Genomic DNA, 15889 nt, shown 5'->3' on the forward strand with positions numbered 1-15889 from the left:
GCGGTTACTGCGTGTAGCCCATGGCCTTGGCCGTGACCCATGCGAGCGCCGCGTATCGCCCGGTCTTGGCCACGAGGACCAGCGGTGTGAACAGCCAAAGGTTCATGCGCAACACCCCGGCCACGAGGCAGATCAGATCGCCGCCAGGCGCCCAGCTCAGGAGCAAGAGCGGCGCGCCCCAGCGGTCCAGCCAGCGATGCCCGCGGTCGAGTTGCTTTTGTGACGCGGGAAACCATTTGCGATCCCGCCAGTGATTGATTCCCACCCCAAGCGCATAGGTGATGAGCGCGCCCAGCGTGTTGCCGATACCCGCGACGATGATCATCGCCCAGATCGACTGTTCGCCCGCCGTTTGCAGGGCCACGAAGATGATTTCGGACTGCAACGGCAGCGGTGAGGCCGCCAGCATGGCCGAGAAGAACAGGCCGATCAGGGCGGCGTTGAAGATCATGGCGCGCGTCCTTCCACGGCAGATATGAAAAAGCGCGCAGGAAGCTCCGCGCGCCATTCAAGATGTAACGTATTCCGGGTGGGGGTCAGTTCCCCGCTTCAAGCTCGTCTTCGCGCGGTTCGCGCGGCGGGCGACCAATCACGTCGCGCAGGGCTTCCAGCTCGATGAAATTATCGGCCTGACGACGCAACTCATCCGCGATCATCGGCGGTTGCGAGCGGATCGTCGAGACCACCGAGACGCGGCAGCCCTGACGCTGAAGGCTTTCGACCAGCGGGCGGAAATCGCCATCTCCTGAGAACAGCACGATATGATCCAGCCGGGGCGCGAGTTCCATCGCATCGACCGCCAGTTCAATATCCATATTGCCTTTGACTTTCCGGCGTCCCATGGAATCGGTGTATTCCTTGGCCGGTTTGGTCACCATCGCGTAGCCGTTATAGTTCAGCCAGTCGACGAGGGGACGGATCGGGGAATATTCTTCGTTTTCCAGAAGGGCCGTGTAGTAGAACGCCCGCAGAAGTTTCCCGCGCCGTTCGAATTCATGCCGAAGGAGTTTGTAGTCGATGTCGAAGCCAAGCGCCTTTGCGGCTGCATATAAATTCGACCCATCAATGAACAGTGCAAGCCGTTCGTCTTTGTAGAACATGTGAACCTCTTAATATAAGTCCGCAGTTCCGTTACAGGACGCGGCGGATGATTTACCAAACAGCTTGCAAAAAAGCGCAGGCGCTCGAGATGTGTCCATCGACATATCGCAGAATGCAAGGGCTAAGGAATCTGTCTAAATGGACAACTCACTTTTATGTGCGATGGGGGCCAATCTAAGTCGGGGTCCGGACGGTCCCGAGGCCGCTGTTTCTGAAGCTTTGATCCTTTTAAAATTGCGGCATTTCAAGCTGAAGGCGATCAGCCGGTTCTGGCGCACGCCGGCATTCCCGGAGGGCTCAGGACCCGATTTTGTCAATGCGTGTTGCATTTTGCAAACAAATCTGACGCCGAATGCGACGCTTGAGGCGTTTCACGAGGTCGAGGCCGAGCTGGGTCGCGCGCGCACTCATCGCTGGGGGGCACGGGTCGTCGATATCGATCTTTTGGCCTATGAAGACCGTGTTTTGCCTAGTCGGCAGGAATTTGCTCATTGGCGCGACTTGTCGCTTCCCGATCAAATGTTGCACACGCCAGAGCGGCTTATCCTGCCGCATCCGCGCTTGCAGGACCGTGGTTTCGTCCTGATTCCCCTCGTCGAGATTGCGCCGCTTTGGCGCCATCCGGTCAGCGGGCGGAGCGTGCGCGAGATGTGTGAGGCGCTTCCCGAGGCGGATAAAGCGCAAATTCACCCGATTTGACAGGGGATCGCACCCAAAGGACGCTTGTCATTTCCGGGGCGGGGGGCTAGGTAAGGCCTTCGATCCAAAGTGCTACTGGAGTTGCTCATGGCCCGCGTGACGGTTGAAGATTGCGTCGACAAGGTTCCGAACCGGTTCGAACTGGTAATGCTTGCGTCCCACCGGGCACGCGAAGTTGCTGCCGGCTCGCCGATTACGGTTGAACGCGACAACGACAAGAACCCGGTCGTGGCTCTGCGTGAAATCGCGGATGAAACCCAATCGGCTGATGATCTGCGTGAGCGTCTGATCGAGAGCAACCAGACCCAGATCGAGGTCGACGAGCCCGAAGAGGACTCGATGGCGCTTCTGATGGGCGGCGAATCCCCGGACCGTGCGGTCGAGGACGATATGTCCGAAGAGCGCATGCTGCGCGCATTGATGGACGCGCAGGGCCGCGAATAAGCGATAGGGGCGGAACGGGCGCGCATGATCGACGTCGAAGACCTGATCGCGCTTGTTCGCAACTACAATCCCCGGACCAATGCGGATCTGATCCGTCGCGCTTATGCCTACGGGCATGAGATGCATGAGGGGCAGTTTCGCCACTCCGGTGAACCGTATTTTACCCATCCCGTGGCCGTGGCGGCAATCCTGACCGAGCAACGTCTCGATGACGCCACGATCATCACGGCGCTTTTGCACGATACGATCGAAGATACCCGCTCCACCTATAGCGAGGTGACCGAGCTCTTTGGCGAGGAGATCGCCGAGCTGGTCGACGGGGTCACCAAACTTACCAATCTTCAGCTGTCCAACGCCGCCTCCAAGCAGGCGGAGAACTTCCGCAAGCTGTTCATGGCGATGTCCAAGGACTTGCGGGTGATCCTCGTGAAGCTGGCGGACCGGTTGCATAATATGCGCACGATCCGCTCGATGCGTCCCGAAAAGCAGGCCCAGAAAGCCCGCGAGACCATGGAGATCTATGCGCCGCTGGCCGGTCGCATGGGGATGCAATGGATGCGCGAAGAGCTTGAGGATCTGGCCTTCAAGGTGCTCAACCCCGAGGCGCGCACCTCGATCATCCGCCGCTTTGTCGGGATGCAGAAGGATTCGGGCGACGTGATCCCCAAGATCACCGCAGATATCCGGGCGTTGCTGGAGGATGAGGGCATCGATGCGGATGTGTTTGGCCGCGCCAAGCGCCCCTATTCGATCTGGCGCAAGATGGAGGAAAAGCAGCTCACCTTCTCGCGGCTGTCCGACATTTACGGCTTTCGCGTCATCACCCGCTCCGAAATGGACTGCTACCGCGTTCTGGGGCTGATCCATCACCGTTGGCGTGTCGTGCCGACGCGGTTCAAGGATTACATCAGCCAACCCAAGACCAACGGCTATCGCTCGATCCACACCACGGTGTCGGGGCGCGATGGCAAGCGGGTCGAGGTGCAGATCCGCACCCGCCAGATGCACGAAGTCGCCGAGGCCGGCGTGGCCGCGCATTGGTCTTACCGCGATGGTGAGCGGGCGCAGAACCCTTTCGCCGTCGATCCGGCGAAATGGCTGGCCTCGCTCAACGAGCGGTTCTCGGATGGCGATGGCGATGCGGATCACGACGAGTTTCTCGAAAACGTCAAACTCGAGATGTATTCCGATCAGGTGTTTTGCTTCACGCCCAAGGGCGATGTGATGAAGCTGCCCAAGGGGGCCACGCCGATCGATTTCGCCTATGCGATCCACACCCGGATCGGCAATAGCTGCGTCGGCGCCAAGGTCGACGGCATTCGCGTGCCGCTCTGGACCCGGCTCAAGAACGGGCAGTCGGTCGAGGTGATCACCGCTTCGGGGCAGCGTCCGCAGCCGACATGGCTCGATATCGTGGCGACGGGGCGCGCGAAGGGGGCGATCCGCAAGAGCCTGCGCGAGGAAGATCGGGGGCGTTTCATCAAACTGGGGGCGGAGCTGGCGCGCGTGGCCTTCGAACATGTCGGGCGCAAAGTCACCGACAAGGCTCTGCGCACGGCAGCCAAGACGCTCGGTCTGCCCGACGAGCGTGAGGTTCTCGCGCGTCTGGGCTCGGCGGAGCTGGCCTCAAGTGATGTGCTTGAAGCGCTCTACCCCGAACTGGCCGCCCGTCACAGCGACAGCGAGATCGAGCCCAGCCGCTCGGTTCTTGGTCTGAGCGCCGATCAGAGCTTCACTCGCGCCAATTGCTGCCAGCCCTTGCCGGGCGAGCGCATCGTCGGGATCACCTATCGCGGGCAGGGCGTGGTCATCCATGCCATCGACTGCCCCGCGCTTGAGGAATTCGAAGAGCAACCGGATCGCTGGGTCGATCTGCATTGGAAGTCGGGGCAGCATCCGCCCGCCTATACCGCGACGATGAAAGTCACGATTTCCAACGATGCCGGGGTGCTGGGTCATATTTGCACATTGATCGGACAGCAAAAGGCCAATATCTCGGACTTGAACTTCATTGACCGAAAACCTGATTTCTATTCGGTGCTCGTTGAGGTGGAGCTATGCGATGCTGAGCATTTGCACCGATTGTTGACCGCGCTGGAGGCGGAAAGCGACGTCGCGCAGATAAAGAGGATTCGCGATTTGTCACGCAAGCCGTAGCCGCCAGGATCGGCGCATAGAGGGAGGGGCGTGGTGTTCAGAAGGCGTCATAAGCGAAGCGTCATGGAGAACCTGCGCGAGGCGGTCTGGCCGCGCTCGGGCTGGGCGCGCGCTTTCCAATACGTCAAACACCGCGTGAACCGCCTTCCCGACCGCCCGCATCGTATCGCGCGTGGGGTTTGGGCCGGCGTTCTGGTCTCTTTCACGCCGTTGTTCGGCTTCCATTTCCTGAGTGCCGCGGCCGTTGCGTTGATCATTCGGGGCAATATCCTTGCCGCGATCCTCGCCACATTCTTCGGCAACCCGGTGACCTTCCCGATCATCGCGGTGTTCTCGGTCAAGCTGGGACACAAGATCCTTGGGGACCGTTTTGACAACGGTCCGCCCGAGGGGCTGCTGAGCACGTTTCAGGCCGCGAGCCATGATCTCTTGCACAATTTCTGGGCTATGTTCACGCCCGATCGGGCCGAGTGGAGCGGGCTGGAGCGGTTCTTCACCGATGTCTGGCTGCCCTATCTTGTGGGGGGGCTGGTGCCAGGGATAATCGCCGCGACGATCTGCTATTACGTCTCTCTGCCGATCATCACCGCCTATCAGAACCGCCGCCGCACACGTCTTAAGGCGCGGCTTGAGAAGATCCGGGCGCGGATGAAGCGCGATGAGAAACCCATCAAACCGCCACGCCTGTGACGGAGGGGTGCGGGGCTCAGGCGGCGTGGGCCGCGCCCGCCTCGATCAGCAGATAGCCGCGTTTCTGCGCCCGCCGCCGTGCGCTCTCGGCGGCGGTGACGGCATCGCGCAGATTGGAAAACCAGCGCAGGCACTGACTGCCCGCGCAGCCATGCAGGCCCCATTCGCGCAGCACCGTGTATTCTCCAAACAGGTTGTCGGAGATCTCGACGCGATAAAATCGGCCTGCATTCGGGGTATGCAATATGAGGTTGAGCATGGCAGTGCCCTTACATCTCAGTTTCGTGAACTGAATCAGAGTTGTCGTGGCATTGCCAGAAAAAAGCGCAAACGAGACGGGGCCGCGCAGGGCGGCCCCGTTCGATCGGCTTGAGAACCGCTGCGCTTACTTGGTGGGAGTCCAGGGTTTCAGCGCATCGATTTTGTCCTGACGGCGCTGCTCTTCGGATTTCGACCAGTCCCCGCCGAAAGCTGCGGATTCCCACGAGCCATATTCGGGGTTGGGGAACATGATCCATGTCTTGCCCCAGTTATCCTTGGTCTTGTCGAGGAAGGCGTGACGCTCTTCAACCGTGCCTTTCGCGACATCCGAGAAATCACCGAGGTTGTCGCCCATCAGCAGCGCGACGCGGTAATCCTTGGCAACATAGGCGATCCGGTTTTCTTTGGCCGAGCCCCAGCCGTCCTGCTCATTCTTGGTCAGCAGGGTGTCGACATTGCCGCCCATCGGGAAACCCAGCTTCTCGAGATTGGCGCGCGTGCCTTTCTCTTCGTCCTTCGTCCGGTTCGTGACGTAGAAAATCTTGACGCCCTTGCTGTCGGCATATTTCAGGAAGTCGACGGCACCCGCGGTGGCCTTGGTGTCTTCGGCATTGACCCAATCCGTCCATTCCTTGGAGCTGAACGAGGTGCCGCGCGTGACCAGCGAGGCCTGATAGCCGTTATTGTCGAGCAGGGTCTCGTCGAGATCGGCGATGATCGCGATCGGCTTGTCCTCATATCCCGCACTCTCCTTGTCGGGCACAGCCGTCCATTTCTTATCGGCAAGCGCCTCATCGAGGCGGATCTTGGCAAGCTGGAACAGCCCCATCGTCACGGCTTTGTACTCGACCGAGTTCTGCATCCACAGCGTTGCGTTCAAAAGATCGTTGGGGGCGGGGGCTTTGGCGTCTTGCGCAAAGCTCTGGGGGGCTGCGAGGGTCAGCACTGCAGCGCTCGCCGCGAGAAGGGCCTTATAGTTCATCGTCTCTCTCCATGTTGGTCCGAGGTTCATGCGCCCGGTATCGATTGTGAAATCTGGCGGCGTGGACGGGAAAACATCAAGAGCAAACTGCTCACCATGACGTGAGATCACCCCCAGCGCACATCGCCCAGAAAGATGTAGCCAGCGCCGTAGATCGTCTTGATGAGCCGCGGGTTCTTGGGGTCTTCCCCAAGCTTCGTGCGCAGCCGTGAAATTCGTACATCCATTGCCCGATCAAAGCTTTCCCCGGCCGCGCCGCCAAGGGCCTCTTGCATCTGCGCGCGGCTGATCAGCCGATTGGGGCTTTCCAGAAAGAGCCGCAGCACCTCGCCCTCCGCATGGCTGAAGGCCGTTTCATGGCCCTGATCATCGCAAAGTATGTAGCGATCAAAATGCGCGCTCCAGCCTGCAAATTGGGCACGGCTTGCGCGTTGCGCGCCATCGCCGCGCCCCTTGCGCAGGCGGGCGCGGATGCGCGCGACAACTTCGGCGGGGTCAAAGGGTTTGATGATGTAGTCATCGGCGCCCAGCTCCAGCCCGGTGACGCGGTCCTGAACCTGAGCGCGCCCCGAGATGATGATGATCGCCGCGCCCGATTCCAGTGCCAGCCGGTGCACGAGCGCCAGCCCGTCGCGATCGGGCAGGCCCAGATCGACGAGGCAGACATCGGGGGGCTGGCGCTTCAATCCGGCCTCGAACTCGGTGGCGCGGCCAAAGCATGTGGTGCGGAACCCGGCCTCTTGGAGCGCCTGCGACAAAAGCTGGCGGATCTCGGGCTCGTCATCAAGGATCGCCACGAGGGGTTGGTCTGCGGTCATGGCGTGACTCCCGAGAGCAGCGCGGCCAGTTCGGCTGCGACAAAGGGTTTCGTGAGCACCGGGCAGGGGGCGGCGGCGCGTAGCGGATCGCCCGGCGGCAAAGAGGTGATCAGCGCCATCCGGCAGCGGGTGCCGACGGTTCGTGCCAGATCGATCCCGGTGCGCTCCCCGGCAAGCTGGATATCCGAGAGCACGAGGTCGATATCGGGCAGCGTCAGAAGCGCCTCGGCCTCTGCGGCAGAGCCCGCCTCGACGACCGTATGCTCCATGCCGCGCAGCATCTCGCGGATCGTGGCCCGGATCTCGGGGTCGTCCTCGACCAGAAGGATCATCATCGGCGCTATTTTGGGCGGGGCAGGGCGCAGCGGCAGGCGCAGCGTCACCTGCGCCCCCTGCGCGGTGTTGTGCAGGCGGACCGTGCCCCCGGCGAGCTTGGTCTGATCATAGACCATCGACAGGCCCAGCCCGGACCCTTTCGCGCCCTTCGTCGTGAAGAAGGGATCAAGCGCATGGCGCAAGGCGGCCTCGGAAAACCCCGGGCCGTCGTCGCATACCGAGATTTCCACCCATGTGTCGCGCACCGGATGGGCGGTGATGCGGATCGTCCCGCCAGAAGCGCTCATCGCGTCCTTGGCATTGAGCACGAGGTTGAGAAGGCTGTCCTGTAAGGGGCCGGGATCAAGCAGGATCGGGGCGTCGAGATCGCGCGGCGCGACGCTGAGCGCCACCGCGGTGCCGAGCGTGGGGCGCGCCATCGCCACCAGATCCTCGAGCAGATCGGGCAGCCGCACTGCCTGCGGGCGCAGCGCGCGCGGCGCTGACATGCTGGCGAGACGGTCGAGCAGGATGCCGCCGCGCCGGGCGGCTGCGAGCGTGGCGCGCACGGCTTCCTCAGCCTCGCCCGGCAGGCCGTCCATCCGCTCAAGCCGCCCCTGCAGGCCGAGTATGATCGTCAGAAGGTTCGCGAAGTCATGGGCCAGACCCGAGCTGAGCTTGGCGGCCAGTTCGCGCTTGGCGGTCTGCGCAAGGGCCGCGCGGGTCTGGGCCTCGTGGGTCACATCGGTGGAGAGGATGAAGACCCCGCCGACCTCGGTATCGCTTGTCTGGTCGGGCGTCAGCGCGATGCGGATGCGCCGCCCCGAGGGCTCATGGGTGATCTCCGTCACGCCGGGCTCGCCTGCCAGCGCGCGCTCAAATCCCGGACGAATCCGGGCGAAGGTCTCGGCGCCAAGCGCCGCCTGCACGGGCAACCCCACCACATCGGGCTGCGAGCCGGGCATAACCGAAGACAGTTTGCGATTGGAAAACGTATAGATGAAGTCGCGATCCACATGCGCGATATGGGCGGGCATCATTTCGGTGACCTGCCGGGTGCGTGCTTCGGTCAGGGTCAGTTCGCGTTTGGCTTCTTCGAGCGCCGCATTGGTTGCCGCCAAGGCCCGGTTGGCCGCGCTTAAAGCCTCAGCATGATCCAGCACCTGCTCGGAGAGTTCCTCGGAGCGGGCGCGCAGCAGAGCCTCTTGCCGTTTGATCTCGGTGATGTCGGTATAAACGGTGATCCAGCCCCCCTGCGGAAGCGGTGCCCCTTCGACCGAGATCGTGCGGCCATTGGCGCGGGTGCGCTCCATGTAATGCGGCGCGAAGGCGCGGGCGGTGTCGACACGGTCGCGCACGGCGGCCTCGATATCCTCAACCGGGCCGTATTCCCCCTTCCCGACGAGATAGCGGATCGTGTCCTCGAAGGAGGCGCCGCTGCGCGTCAGGGTCTCGGGAAGGTCGAACATGTGCTGGTATTGCGCGTTGGAGACGGCCAGCCGCAGCTCGCTGTCAAAGATCGACAGGGCCTGCCCGATCAGGTTCAGCCCCGCCCGCGTCAATCGCTCATCCGTGCGTTCCGCTACCATTCCGCCCTCTCCCCCGCGTGACTATCGCTAGCACCGCGAGCTGCCCCGCGTAAACACGGCTTTCGGGGACGGCGCGTGGTGAAAGGATTCGTTACACTCACGAAACCTTCACGAAAACTTTGACAGCGAGCGTAAGGACATGCCGCAATGGGCGCGGAGGAATCGCCTGTTTGTGAGAGGGAGATGCCGGGCAACCGGTGCGAGGGAGGACAATTTGGCTGACGCGGTCGCGACGGGGCAGGACACTGCCCGTTCGATTCCTGCGCTTCTGGCCCGGAATGCCGCGCGCTATAGCGCGCTTCCGGCCTATCGCGAGAAGGAATTCGGCATCTGGCAAAGCTGGACTTGGGCGCAAAGCGCGCAGGAGATCCGGGCGCTCGCTCTGGGGATGCTGAACCTTGGCGTCGAGCGTGGCGATCATGTCGCGATCATCGGGCGCAATCGTCCGGCCCATTACTGGGCGATCGTCGCCAGCCAGATGTGCGGCGCGGTGCCGGTGGCGCTGTATCAGGACGCGGCTGCCGAAGAGATGGCCTATGTTATGGAGCATTGCGGCGCGCGGTTCGTCGTCGCGGGCGATCAGGAGCAGGTCGACAAGGTCCTTGAGATCGAGGACCAGATCCAGCCCCTCACCCATGTTATGTATTCCGACAAGCGGGGCATGCGGAAATACGACCATGCCCGGATGAATGCGCTGGCGGATGTGCAGGCCGAGGGCCGTGCGGCGCAGCAGCGCCTCGGGGCAGAGCTGGACCGCCGGATTGCCGAGCTGGATTACGACAGCACCTGCGTGATGCTGTATACCTCGGGGACAACCGGCAAGCCCAAGGGCGTCGTGCTGTCGAACCGCAATATCATCGAGACCGCGAAGGCCAGCTCGGAGTTCGACCGGCTGAACCGCAATGACGAGGTGCTGGCCTATCTGCCGCTCGCATGGGTGGGGGATTTTATCTTCTCGGTCGGGCAGGCCTATTGGACGGGGTTCACGGTGAACTGCCCCGAAAGCCCGGACACGATGATGACCGATCTGCGCGAGATCGGTCCGACCTATTTCTTCGCGCCGCCCCGGGTGTTCGAGCAGCAATTGACCACGGTGATGATCCGCATGGAGGATGCGGGGCGGGTCAAGAAATGGCTCTTCGATCATTTCATGTCGGTCGCCCGAGCGGTCGGGCCCGACATTCTGGATGGCAAGCCGGTCGGGCTGGGCAAGCGCCTGTCCTACTGGCTGGGCGATTTGCTGGTCTATGGCCCGCTCAAGAACACGCTGGGCTATTCGCGCATTCGCGTGGGCTACACGGCGGGCGAGGCGATCGGGCCAGAGATTTTCAGTTTTTATCGCGCACTCGGGATCAATCTCAAGCAGCTCTACGGGCAGACCGAAGCGTCGGTCTTCATCACCCAGCAGCCCGATGGTGAAGTGCGCGCCGATACGGTGGGGGTGCCCTCGCCGGGGGTGGAGCTGCGCATCGCCGAGAGTGGCGAAGTGTTCTACCGCAGCCCGGGGACGTTCGTGGAATACTACAAAAACGCCGAGAGCACCGCCTCGACGAAGGATCCCGAGGGCTGGGTGGCCACGGGCGATGCCGGGTTTTTCGAGACGGAGACCGGTCATCTGCGCATCATTGATCGCGCGAAGGATGTTGGAAAGCTCGCCAATGGCGGGATGTTCGCGCCGAAATATGTCGAGAACAAACTCAAGTTCTATCCGGCGATCCTAGAGGCCGTCGTGTTCGGCGCGGGGCGGGATCGCTGCACCGCTTTCATCAATATTGATCTCTCGGCGGTCGGGAACTGGGCCGAGCGCAACAACCTGTCCTATGCCTCCTATCAAGAGCTGGCCGGGCATCCGCGCGTCTATGAGATGATCCGTGGCCATATCGAGGCGGTCAACGAGAGTATCGCGCAAGATCCGATGCTGTCGGGCTGCCAGATCCACCGCTTCTTGATCCTGCATAAGGAGCTAGACGCGGATGATGGCGAGCTGACGCGCACCCGCAAGGTGCGGCGCAGTATCATCGGTGAGAAGTTCCACGATCTGATCGCGGCGCTCTACGATGGCAGCCCCGAGATCTACACCGAGACCGAGGTCACCTATGAGGACGGGCGCAAGGGCAAGATCCGCGCGACCTTGCGGATCGAGGACGCGGCGGTCGTGCCCGGGCCCGCGCCGGTAGCGGAGGCTGCGGAATGAAGGATATGAACGAGGGCTATCTCACAGCGGATGGGCGCCAGATCGGCGGCGTGGTGATGGAGCTGAAGGATATCACGCTTCGGTTCGGCGGTCTGACCGCGATCGAGAAAATCTCTTTCGACATTCGCGACGGCGAGATTCGCGCGATCATCGGGCCGAACGGTGCCGGGAAATCCTCGATGCTCAACGTGATCTCGGGCTTTTACGTCCCCAGCGACGGTGAGGTCTGGTTCAAGGGCGTCCGGCGCGGGCCGATGAAACCCTATGAGATCGCGCGGCTCGGCATTGCGCGCACCTTTCAGAACATTGCGCTGTTTGATGGCATGTCGGTGCTCGACAACATCATGACGGGGCGGCTGACCCATATGAAAAAGGGGCTGATCGCGCAGGCGGGCTGGTGGTTCACCGGAGCGGCGCGCGAGGAGTATGAAAACCGCGAGAAGGTTGAGCGGATCATCGACTTTCTTGAGATTCAGAATATTCGGAAAACGCCTGTCGGACGTTTGCCCTACGGGCTCAAGAAGCGGGTCGAGCTGGCCCGCGCCTTGGCCGCCGAACCCAAGATCCTGCTGCTCGACGAGCCGATGGCGGGGATGAATGTCGAAGAGAAGGAAGACATGTGCCGCTTCGTGCTCGATCTCAATGACGAGTTCGGCACGACCATCGTGCTGATCGAGCATGACATGGGGGTGGTGATGGATCTCTCGGACCGCGTCGTCGTGATGGATTACGGCAAGAAGATCGGCGACGGCGCCCCCGATGAGGTGCGCAACAATCAGGCCGTGGTCGATGCCTATCTGGGGGTGGCTCATGACTGATCCGCGCAGCTCATCGCCTGCATCAAGGGAGGCGCATTATGCCTGATCAACTGCTCTATGCGATGGAAGTCACGCTGAACGGGCTGATGGCCGGCGTGCTTTACGCGCTGGTGGCGCTGGGCTTCGTTCTGATCTTCAAGGCCAGCGGCATTTTCAATTATGCGCAAGGGGTGCTTGCGCTTTTTGCCGCGCTGACGCTGGTGGGCATTCAGGAGGGTCAGGTGCCTTTCGCCCATCTGATCAACGCGATCACCGGCGGTCATCTGACCCATTTCGGCTGGCAGGTGCCCGCGGTCATCGCAATCGTGCTGACCGCAGGCGTGATGGTGCTGCTGGCCATTGTGATCGAGAAACTCGTGCTCAAGCATCTGGTCAGCCAAGCGCCGATCATCCTGTTCATGGCGACCATCGGCTTGGCCTATTTCCTTGAGGGCTTCGGCGATGTGATGTGGGGCTCGGACATCAAGACGCTTGATGTCGGGCTGCCGCAGGGGATCAACGATACGATCGAGACCACGACTGCGAATTGGTTCGGTTACGGGTTTTTCATCGACAATCTCGATATCGTGGCCACCGTCGTCGCCGTCCTGCTGGTGACCGCGCTCACCCTGTTCAGCCAGTTCTCAAAGCAGGGGCGGGCCTTGCGCGCGGTGGCGGATGACCATCAGGCGGCGCTGTCGGTTGGCATCTCGCTGCGCTTCATCTGGGTTCTGGTCTGGTCCATCGCAGGCTTCGTGGCGCTGGTCGCCGGAATCATGTGGGGCTCGAAATCGGGGGTTCAGTTCTCGCTGTCGCTGATCGCGCTCAAGGCGCTGCCGGTGCTGATGCTGGGCGGGTTCACCTCGATCCCCGGCGCCATCGTCGGTGGCTTGATTATCGGCGTGGGCGAGAAGCTCTTTGAGTTTTCCATCGGTCCGATGATCGGCGGCGCGACCGAAAACTGGTTCGCCTATGTGCTCGCGCTCGTCTTCCTCGTCTTTCGCCCGCAGGGGCTGTTTGGCGAGCGCATCATTGAAAGGGTCTGACGCCATGTCATCACGACGCCATAAATTCCTTGATCGGTGCGGTCGTGTGGGACATCCTCAAAGATGTCGCTGCGTAAACGGGTTGGGAGGCCCGGGCCGCGACGGACAGGCGCGCTTTGGGAGGAGCCACGATCATGAAAACCTGTGCGACGTTGTTCACCATCGGCTGGGGCGCTGCTTTGTCCTTCGGATGGATCGCTTTGGCCGCCCCGGCGGACGAGGCCTCGCAGCTTCAGTCTCTCAACATCGTTCTGGCGGCGCTCGGCGCGGCGGTCGGCCTTTGGGCCTGGTTGAGGCTGCGCCGCGCAGACTGAGCAAGACCGCCCTCTCCAGCTGCAATCCGGGGAGGGGCTGATGTTTTATCGCGAAGCAGGCGACTTCAAATCATCCTATCAGGAGGACAGCCAGACCTTCCCGATCAAATTCGACCGGCTGCGCTATTATGGCGTGCTGATCGTGGCTTTCGGCATCGTGCCGCTCTTCATCAATGACTACTGGGCCAGCGCGGTCGCGGTGCCGTTTCTGATCTACGCGATTGCAGCGATTGGGCTGAATATACTCGTCGGCTATGCGGGGCTGGTCTCGTTGGGGACCGGCGGGTTTATGGCGGTGGGCGCCTATTCCGTCTACAAGCTGATGACCGCCTTTCCCGATATCTCGATCTTTGTGCATGTGATCCTTGCGGGGGTCGTGACGGCGGCGGTCGGCGTGTTGTTCGGCCTGCCAAGCCTGCGCATCAAGGGATTCTATCTGGCGGTGGCGACCCTGGCTGCGCAGTTCTTCCTTGTCTGGCTCTTCAACAAGGTGCCGTGGTTCTACAACTACTCCGCTTCGGGCCAGATTACCGCCCCCGAGCGCACCGTTTTCAGTGTCTTCGTGACGGGCGCGCAGACCAGCGCGACGGCCAAATACATGTTCTGTCTTGTGATCCTGACGCTGGTCGCGCTCGTGGCACGCAACCTGACGCGCGGCACGGTGGGACGCAAATGGATGGCGATCCGCGATATGGATATCGCCGCCGAGATCATCGGGGTGAACCCGCTCACAACCAAGCTTTCGGCCTTCGCGGTCAGTTCGTTCTTCATCGGGATTGCCGGTGCGCTGTTCTTCTCAGTCTATCTGGGCGCGGCGGAGGTTGGCGAGGCCTTCGGCATCCAGAAAAGCTTTCTGATCCTGTTCATGGTGATCATCGGCGGTCTCGGCTCGATCTTTGGATCCTTCGCGGGGGCGGCGTTTCTCGTGCTGCTGCCGGTGTTTCTCAAGAACGTTCTGGTGGGGGCGCTGGGATGGCCGACCGATCTGGCCGCGCATATCGAGCTGATGATCGTGGGCGGGTTGATCGTGGTGTTCCTGATCGCCGAGCCGCACGGGCTGGCGCAGCTTTGGCGCGTGGCCAAGGAAAAACTCCGGCTTTGGCCCTTCCCCTATTGAGGGGCGGGCCTGCCGATAGATGAGAACCGGGATCGCACCCGGCGCAACCGACACATGATGCTCTGGGAGGAGATGACATGAAGAAGACCCTGACCGCTTGGGTCGCGGCGGCGATCACGCTGACCTCGGCCCCGGCATTCGCCGATCTGGTGGTGCCAAATCTGAGCTATCGCACGGGGGCCTATGCCGCGAATGGCATTCCCTATGCCGATGGCTTCAACGACTATTTCACCCTGCTCAACGAGCGCGACGGCGGCATTGGCGGCGAAAAGGTGCAAAGCCCGGAATGCGAGACCGCCTATAACACCGAAAAAGGTGTCGAGTGCTACGAGAGCACGAAGGGCACCGGGGCGTTGGTCTATAACCCGCTCTCGACCGGGATCACCTACCAGCTGATCCCGAAGATGTCAGCGGACGGTATCACGCTTTACACGCCGGGCTATGGGCGCACGTCGGCGGCCAATGGCAAAGTTTTCAAATGGGTGTTCAACTTCCCTGCCAACTATTGGGACGGTGCCTCGGTTGCGATCAAATACATCCTTGATCAGGAAGGTGGCGACATCAAAGGCAAGACCGTCGCTCTGGTCTATCACAACTCCGCCTATGGCAAGGAGCCGATCCGCACGCTTGAGGAGCTTGCCAAGAAACACGGGTTCACCCTCAAAGCGATCCCGGTCGATCACCCCGGTCAGGAGCAGAAGTCGCAATGGCTTCAGATCCGCCGCGAGAAGCCCGATTACGTGCTGATGTGGGGTTGGGGCGTGATGAACCAGGTCGCGATCCAAGAGGCGGTGAACATCCGCTATCCGATGGATCATTTCATCGGTGTCTGGTGGTCGGGCTCGGAGAACGACGTGGCACCTGCGGGCGACAAGGCGTCGGGCTACAAGTCGCTCTCGTTCCACGGGACGGGGGGCGCCTATCCGGTCTATGACGATCTCAAGAAATATGTCGTCGATACCGGCAAGGCGAGCGGCGCAGGCGATCAGATCGGAACGATGCTATATTCGCGCGGCATGTACGCGGCGATGATCATCTCCGAGGCGATCCGCAAGGCGCAGGAAATGACCGGGAAGTCCGATGTCAACGCGGCCGAAGTGCGCGATGGTTTCGAGAATCTCGACCTGACCGAGGCGCGGCTTGAAGAGCTGGGCCTGCCGAATTTCGCGCAACCGATCAAGGCAAGCTGCGAGAACCATGGCGGGCCGGGCTCGGCCAAGGTGTTCCAGTGGGATGCGGCTGCCAAGAAGTGGAACGAGGCATCGGACTGGATCAGCTCGGATCGCGAAGTCCTCGATCCGCTGATTGCCGAGGATTCGGCGGCCTATGCCAAGGAAGCTGGCATCGAGGAAAGCTGCAAGTGAC

16 protein-coding genes are annotated in these 15889 nt (G+C 61.8%); 10 read left to right on the forward strand and 6 right to left on the reverse strand.

Annotation, left to right across the window (positions count from 1 at the left end):
• Positions 1–4 precede the first annotated feature (4 nt).
• Both DL1_RS07520 and DL1_RS07525 read right to left on the reverse strand, forming a co-directional pair.
• Positions 5–451: a YqaA family protein gene (locus DL1_RS07520; RefSeq protein WP_038064399.1), complete on the reverse strand. Its 447-nt coding sequence runs from the start codon at positions 449–451 to the stop codon at positions 5–7.
• Between the two features lie 85 nt (positions 452–536).
• The gene (locus tag DL1_RS07525; protein WP_038064400.1) at positions 537–1100 is read right to left on the reverse strand and encodes a LabA-like NYN domain-containing protein; all 564 of its coding nucleotides are present in this window, start codon (positions 1098–1100) and stop codon (positions 537–539) included.
• Between the two features lie 163 nt (positions 1101–1263).
• On the opposite strand from DL1_RS07525, the gene folK reads away from it, so the two are divergent.
• The 4 genes from folK to DL1_RS07545 all read left to right on the forward strand — a co-directional run bounded on the left by folK (position 1264) and on the right by DL1_RS07545 (position 5091).
• The gene (folK, locus tag DL1_RS07530) at positions 1264–1800 is read left to right on the forward strand and encodes a 2-amino-4-hydroxy-6-hydroxymethyldihydropteridine diphosphokinase (protein ID WP_245739620.1); all 537 of its coding nucleotides are present in this window, start codon (positions 1264–1266) and stop codon (positions 1798–1800) included.
• Positions 1801–1887: 87 nt separating this feature from the next.
• Complete coding sequence (gene rpoZ / locus DL1_RS07535) at positions 1888–2244, forward strand: DNA-directed RNA polymerase subunit omega (protein WP_038064405.1); 357 nt, start codon at positions 1888–1890, stop codon at positions 2242–2244.
• A gap of 24 nt (positions 2245–2268) precedes the next feature.
• Complete coding sequence (locus DL1_RS07540) at positions 2269–4401, forward strand: RelA/SpoT family protein (RefSeq protein ID WP_038064407.1); 2133 nt, start codon at positions 2269–2271, stop codon at positions 4399–4401.
• A gap of 63 nt (positions 4402–4464) precedes the next feature.
• Positions 4465–5091 carry a DUF2062 domain-containing protein gene (locus tag DL1_RS07545; protein ID WP_245739602.1) on the forward strand — a complete coding sequence of 209 codons (627 nt, stop codon included), beginning with the start codon at positions 4465–4467 and terminating at the stop codon, positions 5089–5091.
• A gap of 16 nt (positions 5092–5107) precedes the next feature.
• Here the strand turns inward: DL1_RS07545 and DL1_RS07550 are convergent, their stop codons facing one another.
• From DL1_RS07550 to DL1_RS07565, 4 genes are all read right to left on the reverse strand, one after another.
• Positions 5108–5350: a WGR domain-containing protein gene (locus DL1_RS07550; RefSeq protein ID WP_038064411.1), complete on the reverse strand. Its 243-nt coding sequence runs from the start codon at positions 5348–5350 to the stop codon at positions 5108–5110.
• A gap of 126 nt (positions 5351–5476) precedes the next feature.
• Positions 5477–6334, reverse strand: a complete 858-nt coding sequence (locus DL1_RS07555; RefSeq protein ID WP_038064413.1) for a 5'-nucleotidase, lipoprotein e(P4) family — start codon at positions 6332–6334, stop codon at positions 5477–5479.
• Positions 6335–6441: 107 nt separating this feature from the next.
• The gene (locus DL1_RS07560; protein WP_038064414.1) at positions 6442–7152 is read right to left on the reverse strand and encodes a response regulator transcription factor; all 711 of its coding nucleotides are present in this window, start codon (positions 7150–7152) and stop codon (positions 6442–6444) included.
• Positions 7149–9056: a hybrid sensor histidine kinase/response regulator gene (locus DL1_RS07565; RefSeq protein WP_038064415.1), complete on the reverse strand. Its 1908-nt coding sequence runs from the start codon at positions 9054–9056 to the stop codon at positions 7149–7151. Before DL1_RS07565 ends, DL1_RS07560 begins: the two co-directional genes overlap by 4 nt.
• Before the next feature lie 214 nt (positions 9057–9270).
• On the opposite strand from DL1_RS07565, the gene DL1_RS07570 reads away from it, so the two are divergent.
• The 6 genes from DL1_RS07570 (at position 9271) to DL1_RS07595 (ending at position 15888) form a co-directional block, all read left to right on the forward strand.
• Positions 9271–11250, forward strand: a complete 1980-nt coding sequence (locus tag DL1_RS07570) for an AMP-binding protein (RefSeq protein ID WP_038064416.1) — start codon at positions 9271–9273, stop codon at positions 11248–11250.
• The gene (locus DL1_RS07575; protein ID WP_038064418.1) at positions 11247–12068 is read left to right on the forward strand and encodes an ABC transporter ATP-binding protein; all 822 of its coding nucleotides are present in this window, start codon (positions 11247–11249) and stop codon (positions 12066–12068) included. Before DL1_RS07570 ends, DL1_RS07575 begins: the two co-directional genes overlap by 4 nt.
• A gap of 38 nt (positions 12069–12106) precedes the next feature.
• A complete protein-coding gene (locus DL1_RS07580; protein WP_038064421.1) occupies positions 12107–13093 on the forward strand; it encodes a branched-chain amino acid ABC transporter permease in 987 nt (328 codons plus the stop codon).
• Positions 13094–13227: 134 nt separating this feature from the next.
• Complete coding sequence (locus DL1_RS07585; protein ID WP_038064423.1) at positions 13228–13407, forward strand: hypothetical protein; 180 nt, start codon at positions 13228–13230, stop codon at positions 13405–13407.
• Positions 13408–13447: 40 nt separating this feature from the next.
• The gene (locus tag DL1_RS07590; RefSeq protein ID WP_038064426.1) at positions 13448–14524 is read left to right on the forward strand and encodes a branched-chain amino acid ABC transporter permease; all 1077 of its coding nucleotides are present in this window, start codon (positions 13448–13450) and stop codon (positions 14522–14524) included.
• Positions 14525–14601: 77 nt separating this feature from the next.
• Positions 14602–15888 carry an ABC transporter substrate-binding protein gene (locus tag DL1_RS07595; RefSeq protein ID WP_051693409.1) on the forward strand — a complete coding sequence of 429 codons (1287 nt, stop codon included), beginning with the start codon at positions 14602–14604 and terminating at the stop codon, positions 15886–15888.
• The last annotated feature ends 1 nt before the right edge of the window (position 15889 follow it).

The sequence above is a fragment of the Thioclava dalianensis genome (genome assembly GCF_000715505.1).
Classification (GTDB): Bacteria; Pseudomonadota; Alphaproteobacteria; order Rhodobacterales; family Rhodobacteraceae; genus Thioclava; species Thioclava dalianensis.

Coding starts and splice junctions, on each gene's coding strand:
- DL1_RS07520 (WP_038064399.1), bottom strand. CDS start 451: ATGATCTTCAACGCCGCCCTGATCGGCCTGTTCTTCTCGGCCATGCTG.
- DL1_RS07525 (WP_038064400.1), bottom strand. CDS start 1,100: ATGTTCTACAAAGACGAACGGCTTGCACTGTTCATTGATGGGTCGAAT.
- folK (WP_245739620.1), top strand. CDS start 1,264: ATGGGGGCCAATCTAAGTCGGGGTCCGGACGGTCCCGAGGCCGCTGTT.
- rpoZ (WP_038064405.1), top strand. CDS start 1,888: ATGGCCCGCGTGACGGTTGAAGATTGCGTCGACAAGGTTCCGAACCGG.
- DL1_RS07540 (WP_038064407.1), top strand. CDS start 2,269: ATGATCGACGTCGAAGACCTGATCGCGCTTGTTCGCAACTACAATCCC.
- DL1_RS07545 (WP_245739602.1), top strand. CDS start 4,465: ATGGAGAACCTGCGCGAGGCGGTCTGGCCGCGCTCGGGCTGGGCGCGC.
- DL1_RS07550 (WP_038064411.1), bottom strand. CDS start 5,350: ATGCTCAACCTCATATTGCATACCCCGAATGCAGGCCGATTTTATCGC.
- DL1_RS07555 (WP_038064413.1), bottom strand. CDS start 6,334: ATGAACTATAAGGCCCTTCTCGCGGCGAGCGCTGCAGTGCTGACCCTC.
- DL1_RS07560 (WP_038064414.1), bottom strand. CDS start 7,152: ATGACCGCAGACCAACCCCTCGTGGCGATCCTTGATGACGAGCCCGAG.
- DL1_RS07565 (WP_038064415.1), bottom strand. CDS start 9,056: ATGGTAGCGGAACGCACGGATGAGCGATTGACGCGGGCGGGGCTGAAC.
- DL1_RS07575 (WP_038064418.1), top strand. CDS start 11,247: ATGAAGGATATGAACGAGGGCTATCTCACAGCGGATGGGCGCCAGATC.
- DL1_RS07580 (WP_038064421.1), top strand. CDS start 12,107: ATGCCTGATCAACTGCTCTATGCGATGGAAGTCACGCTGAACGGGCTG.
- DL1_RS07585 (WP_038064423.1), top strand. CDS start 13,228: ATGAAAACCTGTGCGACGTTGTTCACCATCGGCTGGGGCGCTGCTTTG.
- DL1_RS07590 (WP_038064426.1), top strand. CDS start 13,448: ATGTTTTATCGCGAAGCAGGCGACTTCAAATCATCCTATCAGGAGGAC.
- DL1_RS07595 (WP_051693409.1), top strand. CDS start 14,602: ATGAAGAAGACCCTGACCGCTTGGGTCGCGGCGGCGATCACGCTGACC.